This is a genomic window from Mesorhizobium sp. M4B.F.Ca.ET.143.01.1.1 (genome assembly GCF_004792275.1).
Taxonomy (GTDB): domain Bacteria; phylum Pseudomonadota; class Alphaproteobacteria; order Rhizobiales; family Rhizobiaceae; genus Mesorhizobium; species Mesorhizobium abyssinicae.
The window spans coordinates 224,372-248,775 of sequence record NZ_SRSR01000009.1; the positions used below are offsets into that span (position 1 = coordinate 224,372).

The window sequence follows — 24,404 nt, forward strand, 5'->3', positions numbered from 1 at the left end:
GGTCTCCTTGCTTGGGGATCAGGCGGTGCGGTGGCGGTGGTGGACGATGCGGGCGCGCAACGCGCCGCGCGAGCCGAACACGATCGAGAAGAAGTAGACGACACCGGCCGACAGGATGATGGCCGGGCCGGACGGCAGCGAGGCGTGGTAGGACAAGAGCAGCCCGGCGATGCAGGAGGCAAAGCCGATCAGCACCGCCAGCACGCACATCGGCTCGACCCGCACCGTCCAGAAGCGGGCAGCGGCGGCCGGCAGCATCATCAGCCCGACCGACAAAAGCGTGCCCAGCGCCTGGAACCCGCCGACGAGGTTGAGCACGACGAGGCCGAGGAAGATGAAATGCACCGGGCTGCCCATGCGGCTCACCGAGCGCAGGAACAGCGGGTCGAGGCATTCTGCGACCAGCGCCCGCCAGAAGATGGTAAGGCTGACTAAAGTTACCAGCACGATGCCGCCGATCAGCGTCAGCGCCTCGTTGTTGAGCGCAAGCACGGTGCCGAACAGCACATGCATGAGATCGACGCTGGAGCCCCGAATTGACACCATCAGCACACCGACGGCGAGCGAGATCAGATAGAAGGCCGCCATCGAGGCGTCCTCGCGCTGGATGGTGAAGCGCGAGACCGCGCCCGCGCCGAGCGCGACGATGATGCCGGCGATCAGCCCGCCAATGGTCATCGGCAGGATTTCCAGGCCGTAGAGCAGGAAGCCGGCGGCGGCACCTGGCAGGATGGCATGCGCCATGGCGTCGCCCGACAGGCTCATGCGCCGTAGCATCAGGAAGACGCCGACCGGACAGGCGCCGAGCGACAGCAGCAGCGAGCCGAACAGCGCCCGCTGCATGAAGGCGAAATCGGCGAAAGGCGCGATGAACAGGTTGTAGAGGAAATCCATCAGGCGGCCCTCGGTCCGGAGCCGTGCTGGTGGTCGTGATCATGCGCATGGCCGTGGGCATGGTCGTGATGATCGTGCCCATGATGGTCATGGTCGTCCGGCTCGCACCAGGGCGCGTTCTCTTCCCAGGCCTCGTGGAAGCGCCGTGCCTTGAGAAGGTTTTCCGGCCGCAGTGTCTCTTTTGTCTCGCCCCAGGCAACAGGCTGGCGGGCAAGCAGCAAGGTCTCGGGGAAATTCTGTCGCACGAGATCGAGATCGTGGACGACGACCATGATCGTGCGCTCCTCGCCATGCCAGCGCTTGATGAGCTGGATCAGGTCGCCGACGGTCTTGGCGTCGACGGCGTTGAACGGCTCGTCGAGCAGGATGAGGTCGGCATCCTGCAACAGCACGCGAGCAAACAGCGTGCGCTGCAACTGGCCGCCCGACAGCGTGTCGATCGGGCGCTTCTCGAAGCCGCCGAGGCCGACCGCCATCAGCGCCTGGCTGACGGATTCGCGGTCCTCCTTGGTGTAGCGGCCGAGCAGGCCGCGCTTTGGCCACAGGCCGAGCGAAACCAGGTCGACCACCCGGGCCGGGAAGGAGCGGTCGAGCTCCGACTGCTGCGGCAGATAGGCGGTGCGTACGTCGGGCGCGCGCGTGACCGCGCCTTCCATCGGCTTCAGCACGCCGACAATGCCCTTCATCAGCGTCGACTTGCCCGAGCCGTTGGCGCCGACCACGGCCGTCAGCGATCCCTTGCGGATCGTGCCGTTGAGATGGTGGATCGCCGGGTGGCTGCCATAGCCGAGCGTCAGGTCACGGAAGGTCAGGCAGGCATTGGTCATCGGCGGTCCGTAAGAGCGGCGGCCCATTGTGCGGGGCGGCTCAAGTCGATATGTGATGTTATTACATTAGTCAACAAGATGGCCCGACGCAATTTGGTCGCGGCCGGTCAACTCGCCGTGTACGCAACGGGCAGGGGGCACACAATTGGCTCAATTGGTTTCGCCCCTGCCGGCCTTGCCCGAAACCGGCGCGGACTCTAAAGAGGCGCAACCGACAATAGGAAGGAACGCCCCATGAGCATTCGTCGCATCGATGTTGGCCCGCGCATGAGCCAGATCGTCATCCACGGCAACACCGTCTACCTGGCCGGCCAGGTCGGCGAGCCCGGCGGCAATGTCGCCTCGCAGACCCGCGACATCCTGAAGACCATCGACGAATTGCTGGCCAAGGCCGGAACCGACAAGACCAAGATCCTGCAGACCATCATCTGGCTGGCCGACATGAGCACCTTCGCCGAGATGAACGCGGAGTGGGACAAGTGGGTGCCGCAGGGCCACACGCCCGCCCGCGCCACCGGCGAGGCCAAGCTGGCCGGCCCGGAATATCTGGTCGAGATTATTATTACGGCGGCGATCTAGCGCCTGCCTTCTACCTCCCCCTTGTGGGGAGGTCGGACCGAAGGTCCGGGTGGGGGCTGCGCCGACCCCCGCCCCGCTGCTGCGCAGCGACCCTCCCCGCATGGGGGAGGGTAAAGAGGCACTACCCCTGCGACGGCGTGAACCGCGCCACCAGCGTATGACTCTCCGCCGGATAGATGAAACGCACATGCGTCACCGGGTGCTCCGCGCTCCAGGTGCGGCGCTCGACCACCAGACAGGGCGCGCCGGTTTCGATGTCGAGCGCGTCGGCGACATGGTCGTCCGCGGCCGTGGCGCGGATGCGGTGCTCGGCTTGGCTCCACGGCACGCGGCCAATCAGCCAGGGGCCGGGCGCTATGCCCAGGAATTCCTCCTCGCCGGCTTCCGCGACGGCGGCGAGGTTGATCAGCCGCTGCTCGTGCGCGAAGGGCCGCTGGCCGGCGAAATGCAGGCATTCCAGCGAAAGCACCAAGCCTGGGGCGGAAAGCCCGAGCAGCGCCCGGTCGTCGGCGCTGCTGCGCCGCTTTAGCCGAGCCAGCCTTTCGTAGCGGTAGGGCAGGCCGAGCGCCTCGACCTCGATCCGGATGTCGTGCAGTTCCAGCACCGCCGCCTGCGACTGCGGCTGGCGGACAAAACTGCCGGACCGGCGACGGCGTTCGATCAGCCCGGCCTTCGCCAGCTGCGACAGCGCCTTGTTCACCGTCATGCGCGAGCAATTGTACTCGGTCGTCAGCTCGTGCTCGAACGGGATCCTGTGACCGGGCGCCCAGGCGCCGGACAGGATCTTCTCGCTGATGTCGGACAGGATGCGCTGGTGCAGCGAGACAGCCTCGCCTCCTTCCGCCTCCATTGTCTCGATCATGCTCATGTCGCGGTTCGCCTGTTGAACGAGCTAGGCTGCCGACAGCGCGGTCATGACGGCACGGAACCGCTCGGCGATCGCCTCGCGCCCGATATGCCTGCCGCGGCTGACTTGCTTCTTGCCATGCACCCAGACGCAATCGACGCTGGTGCCGTTGGCGAAGATCCAGGCATCGAGGATGGCGTCGCCCGTCTTGCCGGCGAGCGAAGGATGGTTTTGGTCGAGCGAGACAAAATCGGCCGAGGCACCGGCAGCGATCCGCGCCGGGCCGGTGCCAAGCGCGGTGCTGCCGCCATCGAGCGCGGCATCGAACAAGGCGCGGCCGGTCGAGCCGCCCGCCACTGCCAGCACGTTGCGGGCGCGGTGCGCCAGGCGTTGCGAATATTCAAGTTGCCTGAGCTCGTCCGGCAGGCCGATGAGCACGTTGGAGTCTGAGCCGACGCCGAAGCGTCCGCCATGTTCGACGAACAGCGGCGCGGCGAAGGTGCCGTCGCCGAGATTGGCCTCGGTGATCGGACAGAGGCCGGCGATGGCGCCGCTCTCGCCCATGCGGAACGTCTCTGTCTCGGTCATGTGCGTGGCGTGAATCAGGCACCAGCGCCGGTCCACCTCGGCATGGCCAAGCAGGAATTCGACCGGCCGCGCGCCCGACCAGGCGATGCAGTCTTCCACTTCCTTTGTTTGCTCTGCGATATGAATGTGGATCGGGCCGTCCGGCGCCATTGCGGTCACCGCATTGAGTTCGTCCAGCGTCGCGGCGCGCAGGCTGTGTGGGGCGACGCCGACAACGGCCTGATCGAGCCAGCGAACACTCTCGCGGCTTTTCTCAAGCAAGCGTCCGAACCGCTCGACATCGTTGATGAATCGCCGCTGGCCCTCATTGGGCGCCGCGCCGCCGAAAGAGGAATGAGCGTAGAATACGGGCAGCAGCGTCAGCCCGATGCCGGTTGCGCCGGCCGCTGCGGCAATCCGCTCCGCCATCTCGGCGATATTGCCGTAGGGCTTTCCGTCGCGATCGTGGTGGAGATAGTGAAACTCGCCGACTCGCGAAAAGCCGGCCTCCAGCATCTCTATATAGAGCTGCGCCGCCACCGCCTCGACCTGGTCCGGCGTCATCGACAGCGCGAACCGGTACATCACCTCGCGCCAGCTCCAGAAACTGTCGGCCGAGGGACCGCGCAGTTCGGCGAGCCCCGCCATGCCGCGCTGGAAGGCGTGGCTGTGCAGATTGGGCATGCCGGGGACAAGGACGGCATGGCGCTCGTCGCCGGGCAGCAATGAGGCGCCCGGTTCGACCGCCGCGACGCGGCCGCCCGCCAGCGTGATCCTGACATTGTTGTTCCAGCCGCCCGGCAGAAGTGCCTGTTCCGCGAAGATCGCCGTCACGATTTTCTCCGAATCCCGCTTTCCGATGACAATAGCACTTGCAGTGCGTCTCAATATGTATATACATAATTGCCATCTAATCAAACGGAAAAGATGATGGCGGCAGAAATCGAAAGCCGGGCAGGGGGCCTTCACCTTTGGCGCAATGCGCGCCTGGCGACCATGGCCGAAGGCGCGCCGGGATTGGGCATCGTCGAGAACGGCGCGATCGTCGCGCGCGACGGCCTGATCGCCTATGCCGGGTCCGAAGCCGCCATGCCTGCGGCGCTCGTCCAGGGCGCTGACATCACCGACTGCGAGGGTCGCTGGATCACGCCTGGCCTGATCGACTGCCACACCCATCTGGTCTACGCCGGCAACCGCGCCAACGAGTTCGAGATGCGGCTGGCCGGCGCCACCTATGAAGAGGTCGCCAGGGCCGGCGGCGGCATTGTCTCCTCGGTGAAATCACTGCGCGCGGCCAGCGAGGACGAACTGGTCGCCCAGACGCTGCCGCGCCTCGATGCGCTGCTGGCTGAAGGCGTGACCACCATCGAGGTGAAGTCGGGCTATGGCCTCGATGTCGACAATGAGAAGAAGTCGCTGCGCGCCGCGCGCCGCCTGGGCGATCAGCGCAGCGTGACGGTCCGGACCACATGCCTGGCCGCCCATGCGCTGCCGCCGGAGGCCAGGGGCGACAAGGACGCCTTCATCGATCTCGTCGCCAAGGACATACTGCCGGCGGTTGCGGCTGAAAATCTTGCCGATGCGATCGACGGTTTCTGCGAGGGGATCGCCTTCTCGCCGGAGCAGATGGCGCGCGTCTTCGACAAGGCCAAGGCGCTCGGCCTGCCGGTAAAACTCCACGCCGACCAGTTGTCGAACCTGCATGGCGCGGCGCTTGCCGCGCGCTATGGCGCGCTGTCGGCCGACCACCTCGAATACACCGACGACGAGGGCGCGGCGGCGATGGCCGGCGCCGGAACCGTGGCGACGATCCTGCCCGGCGCCTATTACTTCATCCGCGAGACCAAGAAGCCGCCGGTCGAGCTGTTCCGCCGGCATGGCGTGAAGATGGCAGTCGCCACCGACAGCAATCCAGGCACCTCGCCGCTCACCTCCCTGCTGCTCACCATGAACATGGCCGCGACGCTGTTCGGCCTGACCGTCGAGGAATGCCTGTCCGGCGTCACCCGCGAGGCCGCGCGTGCGCTTGGCCTGCAGGAAAAGACCGGCACGCTCGAGGCGGGAAAGTCCGCCGACCTCGCCATCTGGAACATCGAGCGCCTGGCCGAACTCGTTTACCGCATGGGCTTCAACCCGCTGCATGCCCGCATCTGGAGAGGACAATGACCGAACTCGTTCTGAAGCCCGGCAACGCAACGCTGGCCGACTGGCGCGCCATCTATCGCGGCGCGGTGCCGAAGCTGGACGCCGCCTGCAAGCCCAGGATCAAGGCCAGCGCCGAGGCGGTTGAGCGGATCGTCGCCAAGGGCGAGCCGGTCTATGGCATCAACACCGGCTTCGGCAAGCTGGCCAGCGTGCGCATCCCCGCCGCCGATCTCGAAACGCTGCAGCGCAACATCGTGCTGTCGCATGCCGCCGGCGTCGGCGAGCCGATGCCGGTTGCCGTCACCAGGCTGATGATGGCGCTGAAGCTCGCAAGCCTCGCGCAGGGCGCCTCCGGCGTGCGCCCGCAGACCATCGCGCTGCTGGAAGCGATGCTTGCCAACGACGTCATTCCGGTCGTGCCGGCGCAAGGTTCGGTCGGCGCCTCCGGCGATCTCGCGCCGCTGTCGCATATGACGGCGGTCATGATCGGCGTCGGCGAATGCTTCACCCCGCATGGCCGCTTCCCGGCCAAGGTTGCCTTCGTCTCGCACGGGCTGGAGCCGGTGACGTTGGGCGCCAAGGAAGGCCTGGCGCTGCTCAACGGCACGCAGTTCTCGACGGCTTTCGCGCTCGCCGGCCTGTTCGAGGCCGAGACGCTCTATCAGTCGGCGCTGGTCGCCGGCGCGCTGTCGACGGACGCCGCCAAGGGCTCGGACGCGCCCTTCGACCCGCGCATCCATCTGCTCAGGAAGCATCGCGGCCAGATCGAGACGGCGGACGCGCTGCGCGATTTGATGGCAGGCAGCGCCATCCGTGAATCGCACCGCGTCGGCGACGAGCGCGTGCAGGACCCGTATTGCCTGCGCTGCCAGCCGCAGGTGATGGGCGCCGCGCTCGATGTGCTGCGCAAGGCGGCCGACACGCTTGAGACCGAGGCCAATGGTGTCACCGACAACCCGCTGATCTTCGCCGAGGACGACACCGCGCTCTCCGGCGGCAATTTCCACGCCGAGCCGGTGGCCTTTGCCGCCGACATGATCGCGCTTGCCGTCTGCGAGATCGGCTCGCTGTCGGAGCGCCGCATCGCCATGCTGGTCGATCCGGCGCTGTCCGGCATGCCGGCCTTCCTGACGCCCAAGCCCGGACTGAATTCCGGCTTCATGATCCCGCAGGTGACGGCGGCGGCGCTGGTTTCCGAAAACAAGCAGAAGGCCTATCCGGCAAGCGTCGATTCGATCCCGACCTCGGCCAACCAGGAAGACCACGTCTCGATGGCCGCGCACGGCGCCCGCCGGCTGCTCGGCATGATCGAGAATGCGACCGCGGTCATCGGCATCGAACTCCTGGCGGCCGCTCAAGGCTGCGATTTCCATGCGCCGCTGGCGTCTAGCGAAGCGCTTGAAGCGGTGCGCAAGCTGGTCCGGGCCGAAGTGCCGCATCTCGACAATGACCGCCATTTCCATCCCGACATGGAAAAGGCCATCGCCATGGTGCGCAGCGGCGCCGCGGTGAGTGCGGCGAGCGCCGTGGCGTTGCCGGCGATCGCGGGAGCGGCGTGATGGCCACGCCCTCCTGGCTCAGCGTAACCCGAGGCACCGCACCCTTGCTGGTCTCGATCCCGCACACCGGCATCGACCTTGCCGGTCTCGACAGCCGGCTGGTCTCGCCCTGGCTCGGCCGCCGCGACTGCGACTGGTGGATCGACAAGCTCTACGATTTTGCGGCCGACCTCGGCGCGACGGTGGTGCACACCGCGATCTCACGCACAGTCATCGACGTCAATCGCGACCCGTCCGGCGTCTCGCTCTATCCCGGCCAGGCGACGACTGGCCTTTGCCCGACCGAGACCTTCGACGGCGATCCCCTCTACCATATGGGCGAGGAGCCGACGCCTTCGGAAATCGACGAGCGCCGCGAGACCTACTTCAAGCCTTACCATGCCGCCCTGCAGGCCGAGATCGACCGGCTGCACGGCATGCACGGAAGAATCGTCCTCTACGACTGCCACTCGATCCGCTCGGTGCTGCCGCGCCTGTTCGGGGGCACGCTGCCGGTGTTCAACCTCGGCACCAATGACGGCAAAAGCACCGATCCCGCGCTGCAGGCCAAGGTTGCCGAGATCATGGCTGGTACCGGTCAGACCTGGGTAGTCAACGGCCGCTTCAAGGGCGGCTGGATCACGCGCAATTTCGGCCACCCGCAAAACGGCGTCCATGCGCTGCAGATGGAGCTTTCCAACCGCGGCTACATGCATGAGCCCGAAGGCAGAGGCGCGCCGGACAACTGGCCGGTGCCCTACGACCCCGAATACGCGGCGCCGATCCGCGGCACGCTGAAGACCATTCTCGAAACCGCCATTGACTGGGCCGGGCGCTGACGCGCCGCCTTACTCGAAAGGGACAATGATGACCAATCCTCGTCACAATATCCGCGAAATCCGCAGCCCGCGCGGCGCCGAGCTCAACGCCCGCAGCTGGCTGACCGAGGCGCCGCTGCGCATGCTGATGAACAATCTCGATCCCGACGTCGCTGAAAACCCCAACGAGCTGGTCGTCTATGGCGGCATCGGCCGTGCCGCGCGCACCTGGAACGATTTCGACCGCATCGCCGCCTCGCTGAAGACGCTCGGCGACGACGAGACGCTGCTGGTGCAGTCCGGCAAGCCGGTCGGCGTGTTCCGCACGCATGCCGATGCGCCGCGCGTGCTGATCGCCAACTCCAACATCGTGCCGCACTGGGCGAACTGGGAGAAGTTCAACGAGCTCGATAAGAAGGGGCTGATGATGTACGGCCAGATGACGGCCGGCTCCTGGATCTATATCGGCACGCAAGGCATCGTCCAGGGCACCTACGAGACCTTCGTCGAGGCCGGCCGCCAGCACTATGGCGGCAACCTCAAGGGCAAGTGGATCCTGACCGCCGGCCTCGGCGGCATGGGCGGCGCCCAGCCGCTGGCGGCCGTCATGGCCGGCGCCTGCTGCCTCGCCATCGAATGCAACCCGGACTCGATCGATTTCCGCTTGCGCACCCGCTATGTCGACGAGAAGGCCGAGACGCTGGACGAGGCGCTGGAGAAGATCGAGCGCTGGACCAAGGCCGGCGAAGCGAAGTCGGTCGGCCTGCTTGGCAATGCGGCCGAGATCGTGCCGGAAATGTACAGGCGCGGCATCCGCCCCGACATGGTCACAGACCAGACCTCGGCGCACGATCCGGTGAACGGTTATCTGCCGAAGGGCTGGACCATGGCCGAGTGGCGCGAGAAGCGCGTGTCGGATCCGAAGGCGGTCGAGAAGGCGGCGCGCGCGTCGATGCGCGAGCATGTCGAGGCGATGGTGGCGTTCTGGAACGCCGGCGTGCCGACGCTGGACTACGGCAACAACATCCGCCAGGTCGCTAAAGAAGAGGGCTTCGAGAACGCCTTTGCCTTCCCCGGCTTCGTGCCGGCCTATATCCGCCCGCTGTTCTGCCGCGGCATCGGCCCGTTCCGCTGGGCGGCGCTGTCGGGCGATCCGGAGGATATCTACAAGACCGACGCCAAGGTGCGTGAGCTCACCCCCGGCAACACCCATCTGCACAACTGGCTGGACATGGCGCGGGAGCGCATTGCCTTCCAGGGCCTGCCGGCGCGCATCTGCTGGGTCGGCCTTGGCGATCGCCATCGGCTGGGTCTCGCCTTCAACGAGATGGTGGCCAAGGGCGAGCTCAAGGCGCCGGTCGTCATCGGCCGCGATCACCTCGATTCCGGCTCGGTCGCGTCGCCCAACCGCGAGACCGAGGCGATGAAGGACGGCTCCGACGCCGTTTCCGACTGGCCGCTGCTCAACGCGCTGCTCAACACCGCCTCGGGCGCGACCTGGGTGTCGCTGCACCACGGCGGCGGCGTCGGCATGGGCTTCTCGCAGCATTCCGGCATGGTCATCGTCGCCGACGGCACGCCGGCCGCCGCCAAGCGCCTGGAGCGGGTTTTGTGGAACGATCCGGCGACCGGCGTCATGCGCCATGCTGATGCCGGCTACGACATCGCCATCGAGTGCGCCAAAGAGCACCAGCTCAACCTGCCGGGCATCCTGGGCTGAGCATGCGCATCCTTCGTGCCGCCGGCTACCGCGTCATGCCGTGGAAGAACGGCGGCGGCACGACGACCGAAATCACTGTTTCGCCCGACGGCGCCGGCCTCGACGATTTCGACTGGCGCGTCTCCATGGCGCGCGTCGAGACGGGCGGGCCGTTCTCGAGCTTTGCCGGCATCGACCGCACGCTTTGCGTGCTGGAAGGGCAGGGCATCGTGCTCGATATTGCCGGCGAGCCACCGGCTGAACTGATCGGGCCCTCCGCCCCGTTTTCCTTTGCCGCCGATGTGCCGACCGCAGCCGCGCTGATCTCCGGCCCGATCACCGACCTCAATGTCATGACCCGGCGCGGCCGCATGACGCACACCGTCGAGCGCCTGACGCTCGCGACGCCTCTGGAAATCGAGGCCAGGGCGGATACGACCCTTGTGCTGCCCCTCGATGGCGAGATCGTGCTCGCCAGCGACGCTCCCGAGCGCCTCGGCCCGCTCGATGCGCTGGTGCTGGATCGAGGCGCCTCGAGACAGCGCCTGGAGCCGGCCGCCAGCACGATCCTGTTCGTGATCCGCATCGATCGGGCTGGCAGCAACCATTAACGCCTGTTGCCAAACATGATCGCGACGCCGGCGAAAATTGGCGTAAGCTCTTGCCCGCATCACGAAAAAGCCGGATTCCTTGCCTCGATCAGATATGGGACGGGGAGCGTGGGGCGCTCGTCCACCGCGTTGCTGAGAGATGACGCCCTGGGTGGTGCGGAAAACGAACTTTCGGCCTAAGTTGACATGCAACCAATTGCATTTGAGCAGGTTTTAGGGCCATTGCCGTGGCGGGGACGCCGCACCGTGCCCGCCATACGGAATTATAAATGAACATACAGACGAATCCCGCCAAAATCGAACTCACGAGCGCCAGCTTCCCGGTCATCACCGAAGCGCCGATACGCTCCAATTTCATGCCGGAAGACCGGCTGCGTGAGCTTGGCGCGGGTCTCGCCAAGGGAGACGTCAAGGATCTGTTCGGCCTAGCGCCGTTCGAATTCCAGGGCCGCATCCGCGACAGCGCCAAGCGAATCCTCGAAGTCTACCGCTCGACCAATGCCGCGCAGGCCAAGGGCGAAACCATCACGCCGGCGGCGCAATGGCTGCTCGACAACAATTATCTGGTCGAGGAGACGATCTTTCAGGTCAAGCGCGACCTGCCGCGCCGCTTCTACCGCCAGCTGCCGACGCTGAAACTGGCGGACGGAACCAGCGTCCCGCGCGCGCTGGCTGTGGCCTGGACCTATGTCGCGCATTCCGACAGCTCGGTCTCGGCGACGATGTTCAAGGCGATCGTCGAGGGCTTCCAGTCGGTCGAGCCGCTGAAGATCGGCGAGCTCTGGGCGCTGCCGTCGCTGCTGCGCTTCGTGCTGATCGAGAATCTTCGCCGCATAGCCGTGCGCGTCAACCGCACCAGGCAGATGCGCCAGATCGCCAACGAGGTCGCCGACCGCGTGCTGGCGACCGACGACAATGCCGACCGGCAGAAGATCCTGTCGCATTACGGCACCCATGCGCAGGACACCACCTTCGCCACTCAGTTGCTCTACCGTCTGCGCGACGGTTCGCAGAACGCCGGCCGGGCGCTGGAATGGCTGGAAAGCGAGCTGGAGAAGAGCGGCTCCGATGCCGAGGAGATCATCATCTCCGAGCATCACACGCTGTCCAGCGGCAATGTCACCACCGGCAACATCATCCGTGGCCTGCGCCTCATCAACGACGTCGACTGGACGGTCTGGTTCGAGGGCGTCAGCCGCATCGATACGCTGCTGCGCGAGAAAACCGACTTCGCCGCGCTCGACTTCTTCTCGCGCGACCAGTACCGCACGGCCATCGAAGAGCTGGCGCGCCGCTCGGAGCTCTCCGAATTCCGCGTTGCCGAAAAGGCCATCGAACTTGCCGGCCATGTCGTCATCGCCGACGCCTCCGGCGCCGAGGTCCCCCAGGCCGAAGCGACCGACGCCGACGGCATGGTGCATACCGATGTCGGCTTCTTCCTTGTCGGCCCGCGTCGGCTGGAGCTGGAAAAAGCGATCGGCTACCGGCCGACCATCAGTGTCACGGCCAAACGCGCCTTCACCAGCACCGGCTGGCTGGGCGTCGTCGTGCCGGTCTTCGCGCTGACGGTGCTGCTGCTGGCGCTCGCCGGCAACGCCCTCGACCATCTCGGCCTGTCGCTGCCGTCCATCGTCCTGATGCTGGCCCTTTTTGCCGTGCCGGCCTCGGAAGGCGCGCTCGCCTTCTTCAACACCGTCGCGTCGCTGTTCCTGAAGCCGACGCGGCTGGTCGGCTATGACTACAAGCATGGCGTGCCAGCCGAGGCGCGCACGCTGGTCGTGGTGCCCTCGCTGATCGGCTCGCGCGACGATGTCGAGGAAAACATCCGCAACATCGAGGTGCATCACCTCGCCAATTCGGCGGGCGAAATCCATTTCGCGCTGCTTTCGGACTGGCCGGATTCGAACACCGAGATCGATGCCGCCGACATCGAGATTCTGCAATATGCGCGTGACGAGATCGCCAGGCTCAACGCCCGCTATCCCACCGAAGGCGCGCCGCTCTTCTATGTCCTGCACCGGCGCCGGCTCTACAACGCCGCGCAAGGCTGCTGGATGGGCTGGGAGCGCAAGCGTGGCAAGCTGCACGAGCTGAACCTTCTGCTGCGCGGCGATAGCGACACCACCTATTTGCCGCTCGACGTGCCGCTGCCGGAAAACGTCGTCCATGTGATGACGCTGGACGCCGACACGCGCACCACCCGCGATGCCGTGGCCAGTCTGGCCGGCAAGCTCTGCCATCCGCTCAACCGCCCGCATTTCGACGCCGCCAAGCGCGTCGTCACCGCCGGCTACACCATTCTGCAGCCGCGCATCACTGCTTCGCTGACCAGCGGCGACGACGCCTCCTTCTTTCAGCGCGTCTTCTCCGCCAACCGTGGCCTCGACCCCTATGTGTTCGCCGTTTCCGACGTCTACCAGGACGTCTTCGGCGATGGCTCCTTCACCGGCAAGGGCCTCTACCATGTCGATGCCTTCGAGGCGGCGCTGAAGGACCGCATCGAGGAAAACACCGTCCTCAGCCACGATCTGCTCGAAGGCGCGCTGGCGCGCTCGGCCCTGGTCACCGACGTCGAACTGGTCGAGGACTATCCGACCCGCTATTCGGTCGACGCGTCGCGCCACCATCGCTGGGCGCGGGGCGACTGGCAGCTCCTCGGCTTCATCCTCGACCCGCGCTCCGGCGTGCCGGCGCTGTCGCGCTGGAAGATGGTCGACAATCTGCGCCGCTCGCTCACTCCGATCTTCTGGGTGATGGCGGCGATCGCCGGCTGGACGCTGCTGCCCTTCACCCAGGCCGCGCAATGGCAGGCGCTGCTGATCCTCAGCCTGTTCATGGCGCCGACCTTCGACATCGTCAACGGCATCCTGCCCAAGAGCGGCGACCAGACGCCGCGCGGCCATTTCTCGGCGCTGGCGCGCGACACCATCTTCGGCACCGCCCTGGTGGCGTTGAAGGTGCTTTTGATGGCGCATCTCGCCTGGATGATGGGCGATGCCATCGTGCGCACGCTCTACCGACTGTTCGTCAGCCGGCAGAACCTGCTCGAATGGCGCACCGCTTCGCAGGCGCACAAGAGCGGCGGCAGCGACCTCGCCGCCTATTACGGCATGATGTACGGCGCGGTGATCATCGGTGTCGTCGGCCTTGCCATCCCCGTACTTGCCGATTCCACCGGTGCCTTCGTCGCCTTCTTCTTCGCCTTGTTCTGGATCGGCTCGCCGGCGGTCGCCTGCTGGATCAGCCGCTCGGCCGAGACCGAGGACCGGCTGCGCATCTCGGCCGCCGACATCCATACGCTGCGTACCATCGCGCGCCGCACCTGGCACTATTTCGAGACCTTCGTGACGGCCGAGCATCACCATCTGCCGCCCGACAATTTCCAGGAAAGCCCGGCGCCGGTGGTGGCGCCGCGCACCTCGCCGACCAATATCGGCGTCTATCTGCTGTCGGTGGTTTCGGCGCGCGACTTCGGCTGGATCAGCCTGTCCGACGCGATCACCCGCATCGACGCGACGATGACGACCATCGAGAGCATGCCGCGCGACCGCGGCCATCTCTTCAACTGGTACGATACGACAACGCTGAAGCCGCTCTATCCGCTCTACATCTCGGCGGTCGACAGCGGCAATCTCGCCGGCCACCTGGTGGCCGTGGCGGCGGCTTGCGCCGAATGGGCGGAAGCGCCCTCCGTCCACCTGCAGGGCGATTTCGAGGGCATCCTCGACACGGTGACCATCCTCGACGAGAGCCTCGAGGAACTGCCCGACGACCGCCGGCAGCTCCGGCCGCTGCGCCAGCGGCTGGCCGACCGTCTCGACGGCATGCGCCGCGCCGTCATGACCATCAAGGCACAGCCCGAGATGGCGTCGATCCGCACCATCAACCTGGCGGTGCTGGCAGGCGAAATCCGCAAGCTCGCTGCCGCCATCCACACCGAGGCGGCGTCGCCGAAGAGCGACGTCATCGCCGACTGGGCGGCAAGGCTGGAAGCCACCTGCGAGGCGCATGTGCACGACTCGCACAATGACGAGAACGCGGTCGAAGCCTTGCGCGCCAAGCTGCTCGCGTTGCGCGAGCGCACCCGTCGCTACGCCTTCGAGATGGATTTCTCCTTCCTGATGCGGCAGGAGCGCAAGCTGCTGTCGATCGGCTACAGGGTCGAGGAGCATCAGCTCGACGAGAGCTGCTACGACCTGCTCGCCTCGGAGGCGCGGCTGACCAGCCTGTTCGCCATCGCCAAGGGCGACCTCCCGACCGAGCACTGGTTCCGGCTTGGCCGGCCGATCGTCGAGATCGGCTTCCAGGGCGCGCTGATGTCCTGGTCGGGCTCGATGTTCGAGTACCTGATGCCGCCGCTGGTGATGAAGGAGCCGCATGGCTCGATCCTCAACCAGACCAGCAAGCTGATCATCAGGCGCCAGATCCAGTACGCGCGCTCCAAGAACGTGCCGTGGGGCATTTCGGAAGCGGCCTACAACGCCCGCGACCGCGAGCTCACCTACCAGTACACCAATTTCGGCGTGCCCGGTCTCGGCCTCAAGCGCGGCCTTGGCCAGAACACGGTGATCGCACCCTACGCGACGATCCTGGCGGCGCAGTTCAATCCGCGCGAGGCGGTGCACAATCTCGCCCGGCTGAAGGCGATCGGCGCGCTCGGCCGGCACGGTTACTACGACGCGGTCGATTTCACCCCGCAGCGCGTGCCGGAGGGCACCGACCATGCCGTGGTGCTCAACTACATGGCGCACCATTCCGGCATGTCGATCGCTGCCGTCGCCGACGCCATCTTCGAGGGCCGCCTGCGCGATCGCTTCCACAGCGATCCGGTGATCGAGTCGGCCGAACTGCTGCTGCAGGAGAAGGCGCCGCGCGACATTCCGGCCGCCACCGTCAGGACCGAGGCCGACGAGCGCGCCAAGGACGAGACCGAGACCGAGAGCCCGGACACGCGCGTCATCCTCGACCCGGCCAAGGCACTGCGCGCCACCAATGTCATGTCCAACGGCCGCTATTCGGTCATGGTCACCGCCACCGGTTCCGGCTACAGCCGCTTCGGCGAGCTTGCCGTCACCCGCTGGCAGCCGGATCCGAGCGAGGACCGGCTGGGCTCCTACATCTTCCTGCGCGATGCCGGCACCGGCGACTGGTGGTCGGCGACGTCGGAGCCGCGGCGCGCCGACCACGAGCGCGTCCAGACCCTGTTCTCCGACGACAAGGCGAGCTTCGTCAAATCGGTCGGATCGCTGCGCTCCGAGGTCGAATGCATCGTCATCTCGGAAGGCAACGGCGAGGGCCGGCGCGTCACGCTCTACAATGACGGCGCAACCGACCGGCACATCGAAGTGACCTCCTTTGCCGAGCTGGTGCTGGGCAACGAAGCCTCCGACAACGCCCATCCAGCTTTCTCGAAGATGTTCGTCGAGACCGAGATTGCGCCCAACAATGGCGCGATCTTTGCCATCCGTCGCAAGCGCGACAAGAACGACCCCGACATCGCCATGGCGCATTTCGTCACCGATCCTTCGGGGCCGTCGCGCGATGCCGAGGCCGAGACCGACCGGCGCGCCTTCATCGGCCGCGGCCGCACCATCGTCGACGCGGCCGCTTTCGATCCGGGCGCCAAGCTCGGCGGCCATTCCGGCTTCACGCTGGACCCGGTCGCCTCGCTTCGCCGCCAGGTGCGCGTGCCCGCCAACAAGAAGATCTCGCTGACTTTCTGGACCATCGTCGGCACCAGCCGCGCGGAACTCGATGAAGCCGTCACTCGGCTGGACCATCCGGAAAGTTTCGCCCGTCAGGCGATGCTGGCCTGGACCCGCAGCCAGGTGCAGACCCGCCATCTCGGCCTCAGTCTGACCGATGCCGCCAATGTGCAGAAGCTGGCGCGCTATCTGCTCTATCCCGATCCGTTCCTGCGCCTGCCGGCGGATTCCATCGCCTCCGGGCTCGGCAAGCAGTCGAGCCTGTGGCCGACCAGCATCTCCGGCGACTTCCCGATCTTCCTGGTCCGCATCGGCGACGTCGCCGACCTTGAGATCGTCGCCCAGGCGCTGCGCTTCCAGGAATACATGCGGGCGCGCGGCATGATGATCGACTTCGTCGTAGTCAACGAGCAGGCATCGTCCTACGTGCAGGACCTGCAGCGCGCGGTCGAGACGCTGTGCGAGAACAGCCGCCTGCGCGGCAAGGAGCTCGGCCCGCGCCAGCACATCTTCGCCGTGCGCCGCGACCTGATGGACGAGGCCACCTACAAGACCCTGCTGGCGGTCGCCCGCGTCGTTCTACACACGCGTAACGGCACCATCTTCGACCAGATCGAGCGCGCCGAGGCGGCGGCACTGCAGGCGCGCGACGCCCTGCAGCAGGCCGGTGGCGTCGGAGCTGCATCGACCTTGCCGGCCATTGCGCCGCCGCCATTCGCGGCGCCAGGGCCGGCGAGCGCCAGCGCCGATGGCGGCGGGTTGAGCCTCTGGAACGGTTTTGGCGGCTTCGACGGCGACGGCCGCCACTATGTGACGCGTCTCACCGGCCGGCGTACGACGCCGCAGCCCTGGATCAACGTCATCTCCAACGCCTCGTTCGGCTTCCACGTCTCGGCCGAGGGCGCCGGCTTCACCTGGAGCCGCAACAGCCGCGACTACCAGCTGACGCCATGGTCGAACGACCCGGTCACCAATCGGCCGGGCGAGGGCATCTACATTTACGACCAGGCCAGCGGCAAGGCGTTCTCGCCGATGGCGGCGATCGTGCGCGATCCGGCGATGACCTACGAGACATGGCATGGCCAGGGCTTCTCGACGTTCCGCTCGAAACGCGGACCGCTGTCGATGGACCTGACCCAGGTGGTCGACCCGGTCGACCCGGTCAAGATCACCCGGCTGCGCATCCAGAATGCGGGGCCCGTGCCGGCCAGACTGCGCGTCTATGCCTATGCCGAATGGGTGCTGGGCGGCCATCGCTCGCGGACGGCGGCGACCATCGTGCCGACCAGGGATGCGACGACCGGCGCCCTCCTGGCGCAGAACCCGTATGGGCTCGACTTCAGCGAGCGGGTGGCGTTCCTCGCCGCTGCCGGCGCCGTCCAGTCGGTGACAACCGACCGTGGTGAGTTCATCGGCCGGCACGGCAGCAGCGAATATCCGCAGGCCGTGCTTGCCGGCGCTGTCCTGTCCGACCGCGTCGAGGCCGGCGACGATCCCTGCGCGGCGATTGCCAGCGACATCGACATCCCCGCCGGTGGCGACGTCACGCTCATCTGGCTGCTCGGCGACGCGGCCACGCCCGCCGAGGCGAGCGCGCTGGTTCAGGCCCATCGCGGCAAGGATTTCGACCAGCGGCTGGCCGACAACGAACGCGTCTGGCGCAGCTTCCTCGACACCATCCAGGTCGAGACGCCCGACAAGGCGCTCGACGCCATGGTCAACCACTGGCTGCCCTATCAGAGTCTTGCCTGTCGCATCCGCGCCCGTTCCGCCTTCTACCAGGCGAGCGGCGCCTTCGGCTTCCGCGACCAGTTGCAGGACACGCTGGCCTTGCTGGCGCACGATCCGAAACTGGCGCGCGACCAGATCCTCAACGCGGCGCGCCGGCAATTCCCCGAGGGCGACGTGCAGCACTGGTGGTTGCCACGCACCGACGCTGGCGTGCGCACCATGATCTCGGACGACGTCGTCTGGCTCGCCCACGCCACGGCGCGCTACATCGACGTGACCGGCGATGCCGCCATCCTCAAGGAGCAGCTTCCCTTCATCGACGGGCAGCCGCTCGGCGAGGACGAGCACGATGCCTTCTTCACGCCGGAGGTCTCCAAGACCACCGCCTCGCTCTATGATCACTGCGCGCGGGCGCTGGATCTCGCCATCAAGCGCAGCAGCCCCGCCGGCCTGCCGCTGATCCTCGGCGGCGACTGGAACGACGGCATGAACCGCGTCGGCGAGGGCGGCAAGGGCGAGAGCGTGTGGCTGGGCTGGTTCCTGCTGAAGACGCTGGGCGACTTTGCCCCGGTGGCCAAGGCGCAAGGTGACGCCAAGCGGGCGCAGGCCTGGAACAAGCATGCCGACGTGCTGAAACGGGCGCTGGAGACCACAGCCTGGGACGGGCAGTGGTACCGGCGCGGCAGCTTCGACGACGGCACGCCGCTCGGCTCGCATGACTCCAAGGAATGCAAGATCGACTCCATCGCCCAGTCGTGGAGCGTGCTTTCAGGCGAGGGCGACCCGGCGCGTTCGACCACGGCCATGCACCAGGCGACCAAGATGCTGGTCGACGACGAGCTCAAGATCGTCAAGCTGTTCACGCCGCCCTTCTCGAAGACCGAGAAGGATCCCGGCTACATCAAGAGCTATCCGCCCGGCGTGCGCGAGAATGGCGGCCAGTACACCCACGCGGCCACCTGGTTCGTCATCGCGCTGGCCGAGATGGGCCGCACCGACGACGCCTATCGCTGCTTCTCGATGCTGAACCCGGTCAATCACGCCTCGGACGAGGCGGCGGCCGAGCACTACAGGGTCGAGCCCTATGTCGTGGCGGCCGACATCTATGCCGGCGAAGGCAAGGGCGGTCGCGGCGGCTGGACCTGGTACACGGGTTCCGCCGGCTGGCTGTACCGCGCGGCGGTCGAGGGCATTCTCGGCATCGAGCGGCGCGGCAAGCACATCACATTCCGGCCGAAGCTGCCTGGCCACTGGGACGGCTATGCGGCGACGCTCAAGATGCTGGGGGCGGAAGTCAAGGTTCGCGTCATCCGCGACAAAAAGACCAAATCCATCTCGCTCGAAGTCAATGGAACCAAGACAAAATCCTCGTCTTTCGAGCCGAAGGCCGGCGAGGCGAGTGAGGTTGTCGTCAAGATACCTGCGTAAAATCAATGACTTGATGCTAGAAGCGCGCGCCCTTCGGGGCGCGCGTTCTTTTTGCGCCGTTATTTGCGCATGCGCTTTGCCGGCATGCGGGCGGGCGCATTAGCTTCCGCTACGCAAGCTCTTGGTGATTAAAAATGTGGCAGCTCCCGGCTGCTGCCATGATTTCGCCGCAAGGCTGACATTTCACCTTTTATCTCAAACCGTTAGGTGATCACGGCAGATTTCGCAGCGTCGTCATCTTTTGTTCGCAGAATGGGAACGGAAGAGCTAGACGGGCATTGTTTTGCGACCCGTTAACCGGTACGTGTCAAGAAATGGTGCACTGCACAATGAAAGTTTGGCGGAGTAGCTGAAGTGTCACTTCTGCAGATCTACTGGAGAGCCCTGGGTTATCTGGCTGCCGACAAGAAGCGCGTCGCGCTGATTTGCGCCGCCAACGTCGCCCTCGCCGCGATCGCGATCCTCGAACCGATCCTGTTGGGCCGGGTGATCGGTGCCATCTCTGAAAACGGCCCGGTGTTTTCGACGCTCGCCGTCTGGGCTGCTCTCGGCGCGTTCAACGTCATCGCTGTCGTGCTGGTGGCGCGCGGCGCCGACCGCTTCGCCCATGCCCGCCGCTCGGAGGTGCTGTGCCAGTCCTTCGAGCGCGTCATCACTATGCCGCTCGCTTGGCATCACCAGCGCGGCACGTCCAATTCCCTGCAAACGCTGTTGCGCGCCATCGAGACCCTGTTCAGCCTGTGGCTCGAATTCATGCGCGTGCATCTCTCGACGGCTATCGCGCTGGTGCTTTTGGTGCCGACCGCGCTTGCCATGGACATTCGCATGTCGCTCGTGCTGCTTGGCCTTGGCGTGCTCTATGTCGCCATCGGCCGCATCGTCATGCGTCGCACCAAGTCCGGGCAGACCGCCGTCGAGCGCCATTACCACACCGTGTTTGCCCATGTGACCGACAGCGTCAGCAATGTCGCCGTGCTGCAGAGCTACAACCGCATCGGCCATGAGACCGCGACGCTGAAGCGCTACGTCAAGGATCTGCTGGACGCCCAGAAGCCTGTGCTCGACTGGTGGGCGATCGCCAGTGCGCTGAACCGGCTGTCGTCGACCATCTCGATGATGATCGTGCTCTCGATCGGCGCCTACCTCGTCACCCGTGGTCAGCTCCGCGTCGGCGACGTCGTTGCCTTCATCGGCTTTGCAGGGATGCTGATCGCCCGCCTCGATCAGGTGTCGGCTTTCTCCAGTCAGATCTCCGAGGCGCGCGCCAAGCTCGAGGACTTCTACCGTCTCGAGGACTCTGCCGCTGACACCGCCGAGCCGGACGGCCTGCGCGAGTTGGCCAACGTCACCGGCCACGTCCGCTTCGAGAATGTCGGCTTCGAGTTCGCCAATTCGGGCCAGGGCGTCGACGACGTCTCCTTCGAGGTCCAGGCCGGTCAGACGGTCGCCATCGTCGGTCCGACCGGCGCCGGCAAGACGACGCTCATCAACCTCTTGCAGCGCGTCTTCACGCCGTCCGACGGCCGTATCCTGATCGACGGCATCGACACCCGCTCGGTGACCCGCAAGTCGCTGCGCCACTCGATCGCCACCGTGTTCCAGGATGCCGGCCTGCTCAACCGCTCGATCGAGGACAACATCCGCGTCGGCCGCGCCGAAGCGACCTACGATGAGGTGCACGCCGCCGCCAACGCCGCCGCCGCGCAGGATTTCATCCTGTCGAAGAGCAGCGGCTACGACACCGTCGTCGGCGAGCGTGGCGGCCAGCTTTCGGGCGGCGAGCGCCAGCGCATCGCCATTGCCCGCGCCGTGCTCAAGGATGCGCCGATCCTGGTGCTCGACGAGGCGACCAGTGCGCTCGACGTCGAGACCGAGGACCGCGTCAAGGAAGCGATCGACGAGCTGCGCCGCAACCGCACCACCTTCATCATCGCCCACCGCCTCACCACCGTTCGCGACGCCGACTTGGTCGTGTTCATGGACAAGGGCAGGGTGGTCGAGCAGGGAGGCTTCGCCGAGCTGTCGCTCCGCAACGGCCGCTTCGCCAGCCTGCTGCGCGCCGGCGGCCTGCTCAACGACGAGGAAGTCCGCCGCCTCAGCCGCACGGTGACGGAAGCGGCGTAACCAAGCGCCTTACCCTTCTCCCTTGTTGTGGGAGAAGGTGGCCGCGGAGCGGCCGGATGAGGGGTGCTCCAGCTTGGCATAGCCTTGCGGCAAACCGCCTCATTTCCTCCAACACCCCTCATCCGTCTCGGCGCTGCGCGCCGATCCACCTTCTCCCACAAGGGGAGAAGGGGAGGCTGCGACAACCGCTCGATTGCCCAACACACGCCGCCGGTCTATTTAAAGCCGCATGAGCGACACCACTTCACGCCTGAGCGGCTGGGCCGACCTCGCCAACCCGACGCGCTTCGTCGGGCTGGCCGACAGGCTGGTGCCTTGGCTGGCCGCGGCCGCGGCGCTCCTTCTTGCCGCCGGACTCTATATGAGTTTCACCGCGCCAGAGGATTTCCAGCAGGGCATCACGGTGCGCATCATGTACATCCACGTGCCTTTCGCCTGGCTCGCCATGATGTGCTACTCGCTGATGGCGGTTTCTGCGCTCGGCACGCTGGTCTGGCGCCATCCGCTGGCCGACGTAGCCCTGAAATCGGCGGCCCCCATCGGCGCCACCTTCACCGCGCTTGCACTGGTCACCGGCTCGATCTGGGGCAAGCCGATGTGGGGCACCTGGTGGGTGTGGGACGCAAGGCTCACCTCGGTCTTCGTGCTGTTCTTGATGTATCTCGGCATCATCGCGCTGACCCGCGCGCTGGATGACGTCAGCCGCGCCGCCTGGGCCGCCGCCATCATCACCCTGGTCGGCTTCATCAACATCCCGATCATCAAATTCTCGGTCGACTGGTGGAACACGCTGCACCAGCCGGCCTCGGTGTTCCGCATGGGCGGCTCGACCATCGACGCCTCTATGCTGAGGCCGCTGCTGGTGATGGCGCTCGGCTTCACCGTGCTATTCTTCGCCCTGCATTTGATGGCGATGCGCACGGAGATTTTCCGGCGCCGGGTGATCGCGATGCGCAGGGTCGCGGCGCGCCAGGCTAACTGATCAACCCATCCGTCCCCGCGCCGCCACCGGCAGCGTTTCCAGCACCTTGTCGCCGTCGATCAGATGCACCTGGTCGAACAGGTTCGTCACCACGCAGCAATGGTCCGGCACCACGCGAACGCGCTCGCCGATGCGAAGCTTTGCATCGCCGGAAAGCGTGACGTTGCCGTGTTCCTCGCTGAGGCCCGTCACCCTCGCGCCCGGCATTCCCAGCAACTCGCCGAAATCGGCCAGCCCCAGCGTGTCGCTGGACAGCGCCTTGCTGCCGCTATCGAGGATGGCGCGGGTCGGCGTCGGGTGGCTGACCACGGTGGCGAGCACCGTCAGCGCGCAATCGTCGAGGCTGCCGACGCCTTTGGCGACCTGGTAGCGGTCCAGGTAAATGTAGGTGCCAGGCCGGTATTCGGTGACGACGCTATCGTCGCCCGAGCGCCACATGTCCGGCGTGCCGCCGCTGGAGATGCGCTGGCACTCGAGCCCCGCCGCGGCAAGGGCCTGCTTGGCCCCTGCCAGCCATGCCTCCGCCTCCGCCTGTTTGCCGGCAGCCGGATAGGTCATCAGCCCGCCGAAGGTCAGTCCCTTGGCGCTGTCGATCGCCTTCGCCAGCGCCAAGGCTTCGGCCGCCGTCTGGACGCCGCAGCGGCCCATGCCGGTATCGCACTCAACCAGCACCTGAAGCGGGTGACCGGCATCGGCAAAGGTCGCGGCAAGACCTTCCAGCGTCTCCTTGCTGTCCGCCGTCACCGAAAGCGTCACCCGGCCATGCAGCGCCTTCAGCCGCTCCAGCTTGGTGCGCCCGAGAATGTTGTAGGGGAGAAAAATGTCGGTCAGGCCGGCATCGGCCATCACCTCGGCCTCGCCGATCTTCTGGCAGGTGATGCCGACCGCCCCGGCCGCCACCTGCTTCTTCGCCCAATAGGGCAGCTTGTGGGTCTTGATGTGCGGCCTGAGCTTCAGGCCATGACGATCGGCATGCGCCTGCGCCTTCCTGATGTTGGCTTCGGCGCGTGCGGCGTCGATCAGGATCGCCGGCGTATCGAGGTCGTCTATGCTTGGCATGAGATTGTCACCACCACAAAAACCGGTCGCGTTATGGCCCCGATCCGGCCGGATGTCACGAGGCCAGAGCCGTCGGTTTGCGTCGACAGCCGACCGGCATTGAGCTATTCGGATTGGCAGATTGCAGCAGTCAGCGGCCGGAAGGAAGGGAACCCATGAAGCGCTCCAAAATCAACGACATCATCCGCGAAGCCGACGCCTTCATCCGCTCCTTCGGTTATATCATGCCGCCCTTCGCCTATTGGTCGCCGGAAGAGATGAAGGCGCATAAGGGAGACTCTTCGGCGATCTTCACCTCGCGCCTCGGCTGGGACATCACCGACTACGGCCAGGAGAAGTTCGACGAGCTCGGTCTGTTCCTGTTTACCGTCCGCAACGGCCGCTACGAGGACATGAAGCTTGGCATGGGCATGCTCTATGCCGAGAAGATCATGATCTCGCGCAAGGACCAGCTCTCGCCGATGCACCGCCACAACATCAAGGCCGAGGACATCATCAACCGCGGCGGCGGCAAGCTGGTGCTGGAACTGTTCATGCACGACCGCGACGGCGGCATCGATCCCAAGGCCGAAGTGTCGGTGCCGGTCGACGGCACCATCCACAGACTGCCGGCGGGCGGGCTGTTGAAGCTCGATCCGGGCCAGAGCGTCACGCTTTTGCCCGGCGTCTGGCACGCCTTCTGGGCCGAGGGCAAGGACGTGCTGATCGGCGAGGTCTCGACCGTCAACGACGATCTGACGGACAATGTCTTCCGCGAGCCGATCGGCCGCTTCTCCAACATCGACGAGGACGTCGTGCCGCTGCACCTCCTGGTGTCGGACTACGAGAAGTGGGTGGGGTAAGAAATCAG

At 66.2% G+C, this 24,404-nt stretch carries 15 protein-coding genes; 10 read left to right on the forward strand and 5 right to left on the reverse strand.

The features are described from left to right. Positions 1-18: 18 nt before the first annotated feature. Both aztB and aztA read right to left on the reverse strand, forming a co-directional pair. Positions 19-894 carry a zinc ABC transporter permease AztB gene (gene aztB / locus EN786_RS22865; protein ID WP_127311492.1) on the reverse strand — a complete coding sequence of 292 codons (876 nt, stop codon included), beginning with the start codon at positions 892-894 and terminating at the stop codon, positions 19-21. Then, entirely contained in the window at positions 894-1,721 is an 828-nt protein-coding gene (gene aztA, locus EN786_RS22870; protein ID WP_127311493.1) for a zinc ABC transporter ATP-binding protein AztA, read from the reverse strand. The genes aztB and aztA overlap by 1 nt, the downstream gene beginning before the upstream one ends. Before the next feature lie 234 nt (positions 1,722-1,955). On the opposite strand from aztA, the gene EN786_RS22875 reads away from it, so the two are divergent. Further along, positions 1,956-2,300 carry a RidA family protein gene (locus EN786_RS22875; RefSeq protein ID WP_127284608.1) on the forward strand — a complete coding sequence of 115 codons (345 nt, stop codon included), beginning with the start codon at positions 1,956-1,958 and terminating at the stop codon, positions 2,298-2,300. Positions 2,301-2,421: 121 nt separating this feature from the next. Here the strand turns inward: EN786_RS22875 and hutC are convergent, their stop codons facing one another. Both hutC and EN786_RS22885 read right to left on the reverse strand, forming a co-directional pair. Further along, positions 2,422-3,168 carry a histidine utilization repressor gene (gene hutC, locus EN786_RS22880; protein WP_127284609.1) on the reverse strand — a complete coding sequence of 249 codons (747 nt, stop codon included), beginning with the start codon at positions 3,166-3,168 and terminating at the stop codon, positions 2,422-2,424. A 24-nt stretch (positions 3,169-3,192) separates the two neighbouring features. Continuing rightward, a complete protein-coding gene (locus EN786_RS22885; protein ID WP_127311494.1) occupies positions 3,193-4,548 on the reverse strand; it encodes a formimidoylglutamate deiminase in 1,356 nt (451 codons plus the stop codon). Between the two features lie 96 nt (positions 4,549-4,644). Between EN786_RS22885 and hutI the strand changes: the two genes are divergently transcribed. From hutI to EN786_RS22925, 8 genes are all read left to right on the forward strand, one after another. Next, positions 4,645-5,880 (forward strand): imidazolonepropionase, encoded by a 1,236-nt coding sequence (gene hutI, locus EN786_RS22890; protein WP_135908887.1) that lies wholly within the window; start codon positions 4,645-4,647, stop codon positions 5,878-5,880. After that, complete coding sequence (hutH, locus tag EN786_RS22895; protein ID WP_135908889.1) at positions 5,877-7,418, forward strand: histidine ammonia-lyase; 1,542 nt, start codon at positions 5,877-5,879, stop codon at positions 7,416-7,418. The genes hutI and hutH overlap by 4 nt, the downstream gene beginning before the upstream one ends. Next, the gene (gene hutG, locus EN786_RS22900; RefSeq protein WP_127312090.1) at positions 7,418-8,236 is read left to right on the forward strand and encodes an N-formylglutamate deformylase; all 819 of its coding nucleotides are present in this window, start codon (positions 7,418-7,420) and stop codon (positions 8,234-8,236) included. The genes hutH and hutG overlap by 1 nt, the downstream gene beginning before the upstream one ends. A 28-nt stretch (positions 8,237-8,264) precedes the next feature. Further along, a complete protein-coding gene (gene hutU, locus EN786_RS22905) occupies positions 8,265-9,935 on the forward strand; it encodes a urocanate hydratase (protein ID WP_127312089.1) in 1,671 nt (556 codons plus the stop codon). A 2-nt stretch (positions 9,936-9,937) separates the two neighbouring features. Then, the gene (locus EN786_RS22910) at positions 9,938-10,525 is read left to right on the forward strand and encodes a HutD family protein (protein WP_135908891.1); all 588 of its coding nucleotides are present in this window, start codon (positions 9,938-9,940) and stop codon (positions 10,523-10,525) included. A gap of 269 nt (positions 10,526-10,794) precedes the next feature. Then, positions 10,795-19,389, forward strand: coding sequence for a glucoamylase family protein (locus EN786_RS22915; RefSeq protein ID WP_127310222.1), 8,595 nt, complete (start codon positions 10,795-10,797; stop codon positions 19,387-19,389). 354 nt (positions 19,390-19,743) lie between these two features. Next, positions 19,744-21,513, forward strand: a complete 1,770-nt coding sequence (locus tag EN786_RS22920; protein WP_127310221.1) for a glucan ABC transporter ATP-binding protein/ permease — start codon at positions 19,744-19,746, stop codon at positions 21,511-21,513. 229 nt (positions 21,514-21,742) lie between these two features. Continuing rightward, positions 21,743-22,495 carry a heme ABC transporter permease gene (locus EN786_RS22925; protein WP_127286087.1) on the forward strand — a complete coding sequence of 251 codons (753 nt, stop codon included), beginning with the start codon at positions 21,743-21,745 and terminating at the stop codon, positions 22,493-22,495. Here the strand turns inward: EN786_RS22925 and EN786_RS22930 are convergent, their stop codons facing one another. Further along, positions 22,496-23,554 carry a D-TA family PLP-dependent enzyme gene (locus EN786_RS22930; protein WP_127310220.1) on the reverse strand — a complete coding sequence of 353 codons (1,059 nt, stop codon included), beginning with the start codon at positions 23,552-23,554 and terminating at the stop codon, positions 22,496-22,498. A gap of 155 nt (positions 23,555-23,709) precedes the next feature. On the opposite strand from EN786_RS22930, the gene EN786_RS22935 reads away from it, so the two are divergent. Next, positions 23,710-24,396, forward strand: coding sequence for a D-lyxose/D-mannose family sugar isomerase (locus EN786_RS22935; protein WP_127287325.1), 687 nt, complete (start codon positions 23,710-23,712; stop codon positions 24,394-24,396). Positions 24,397-24,404 lie beyond the last annotated feature (8 nt).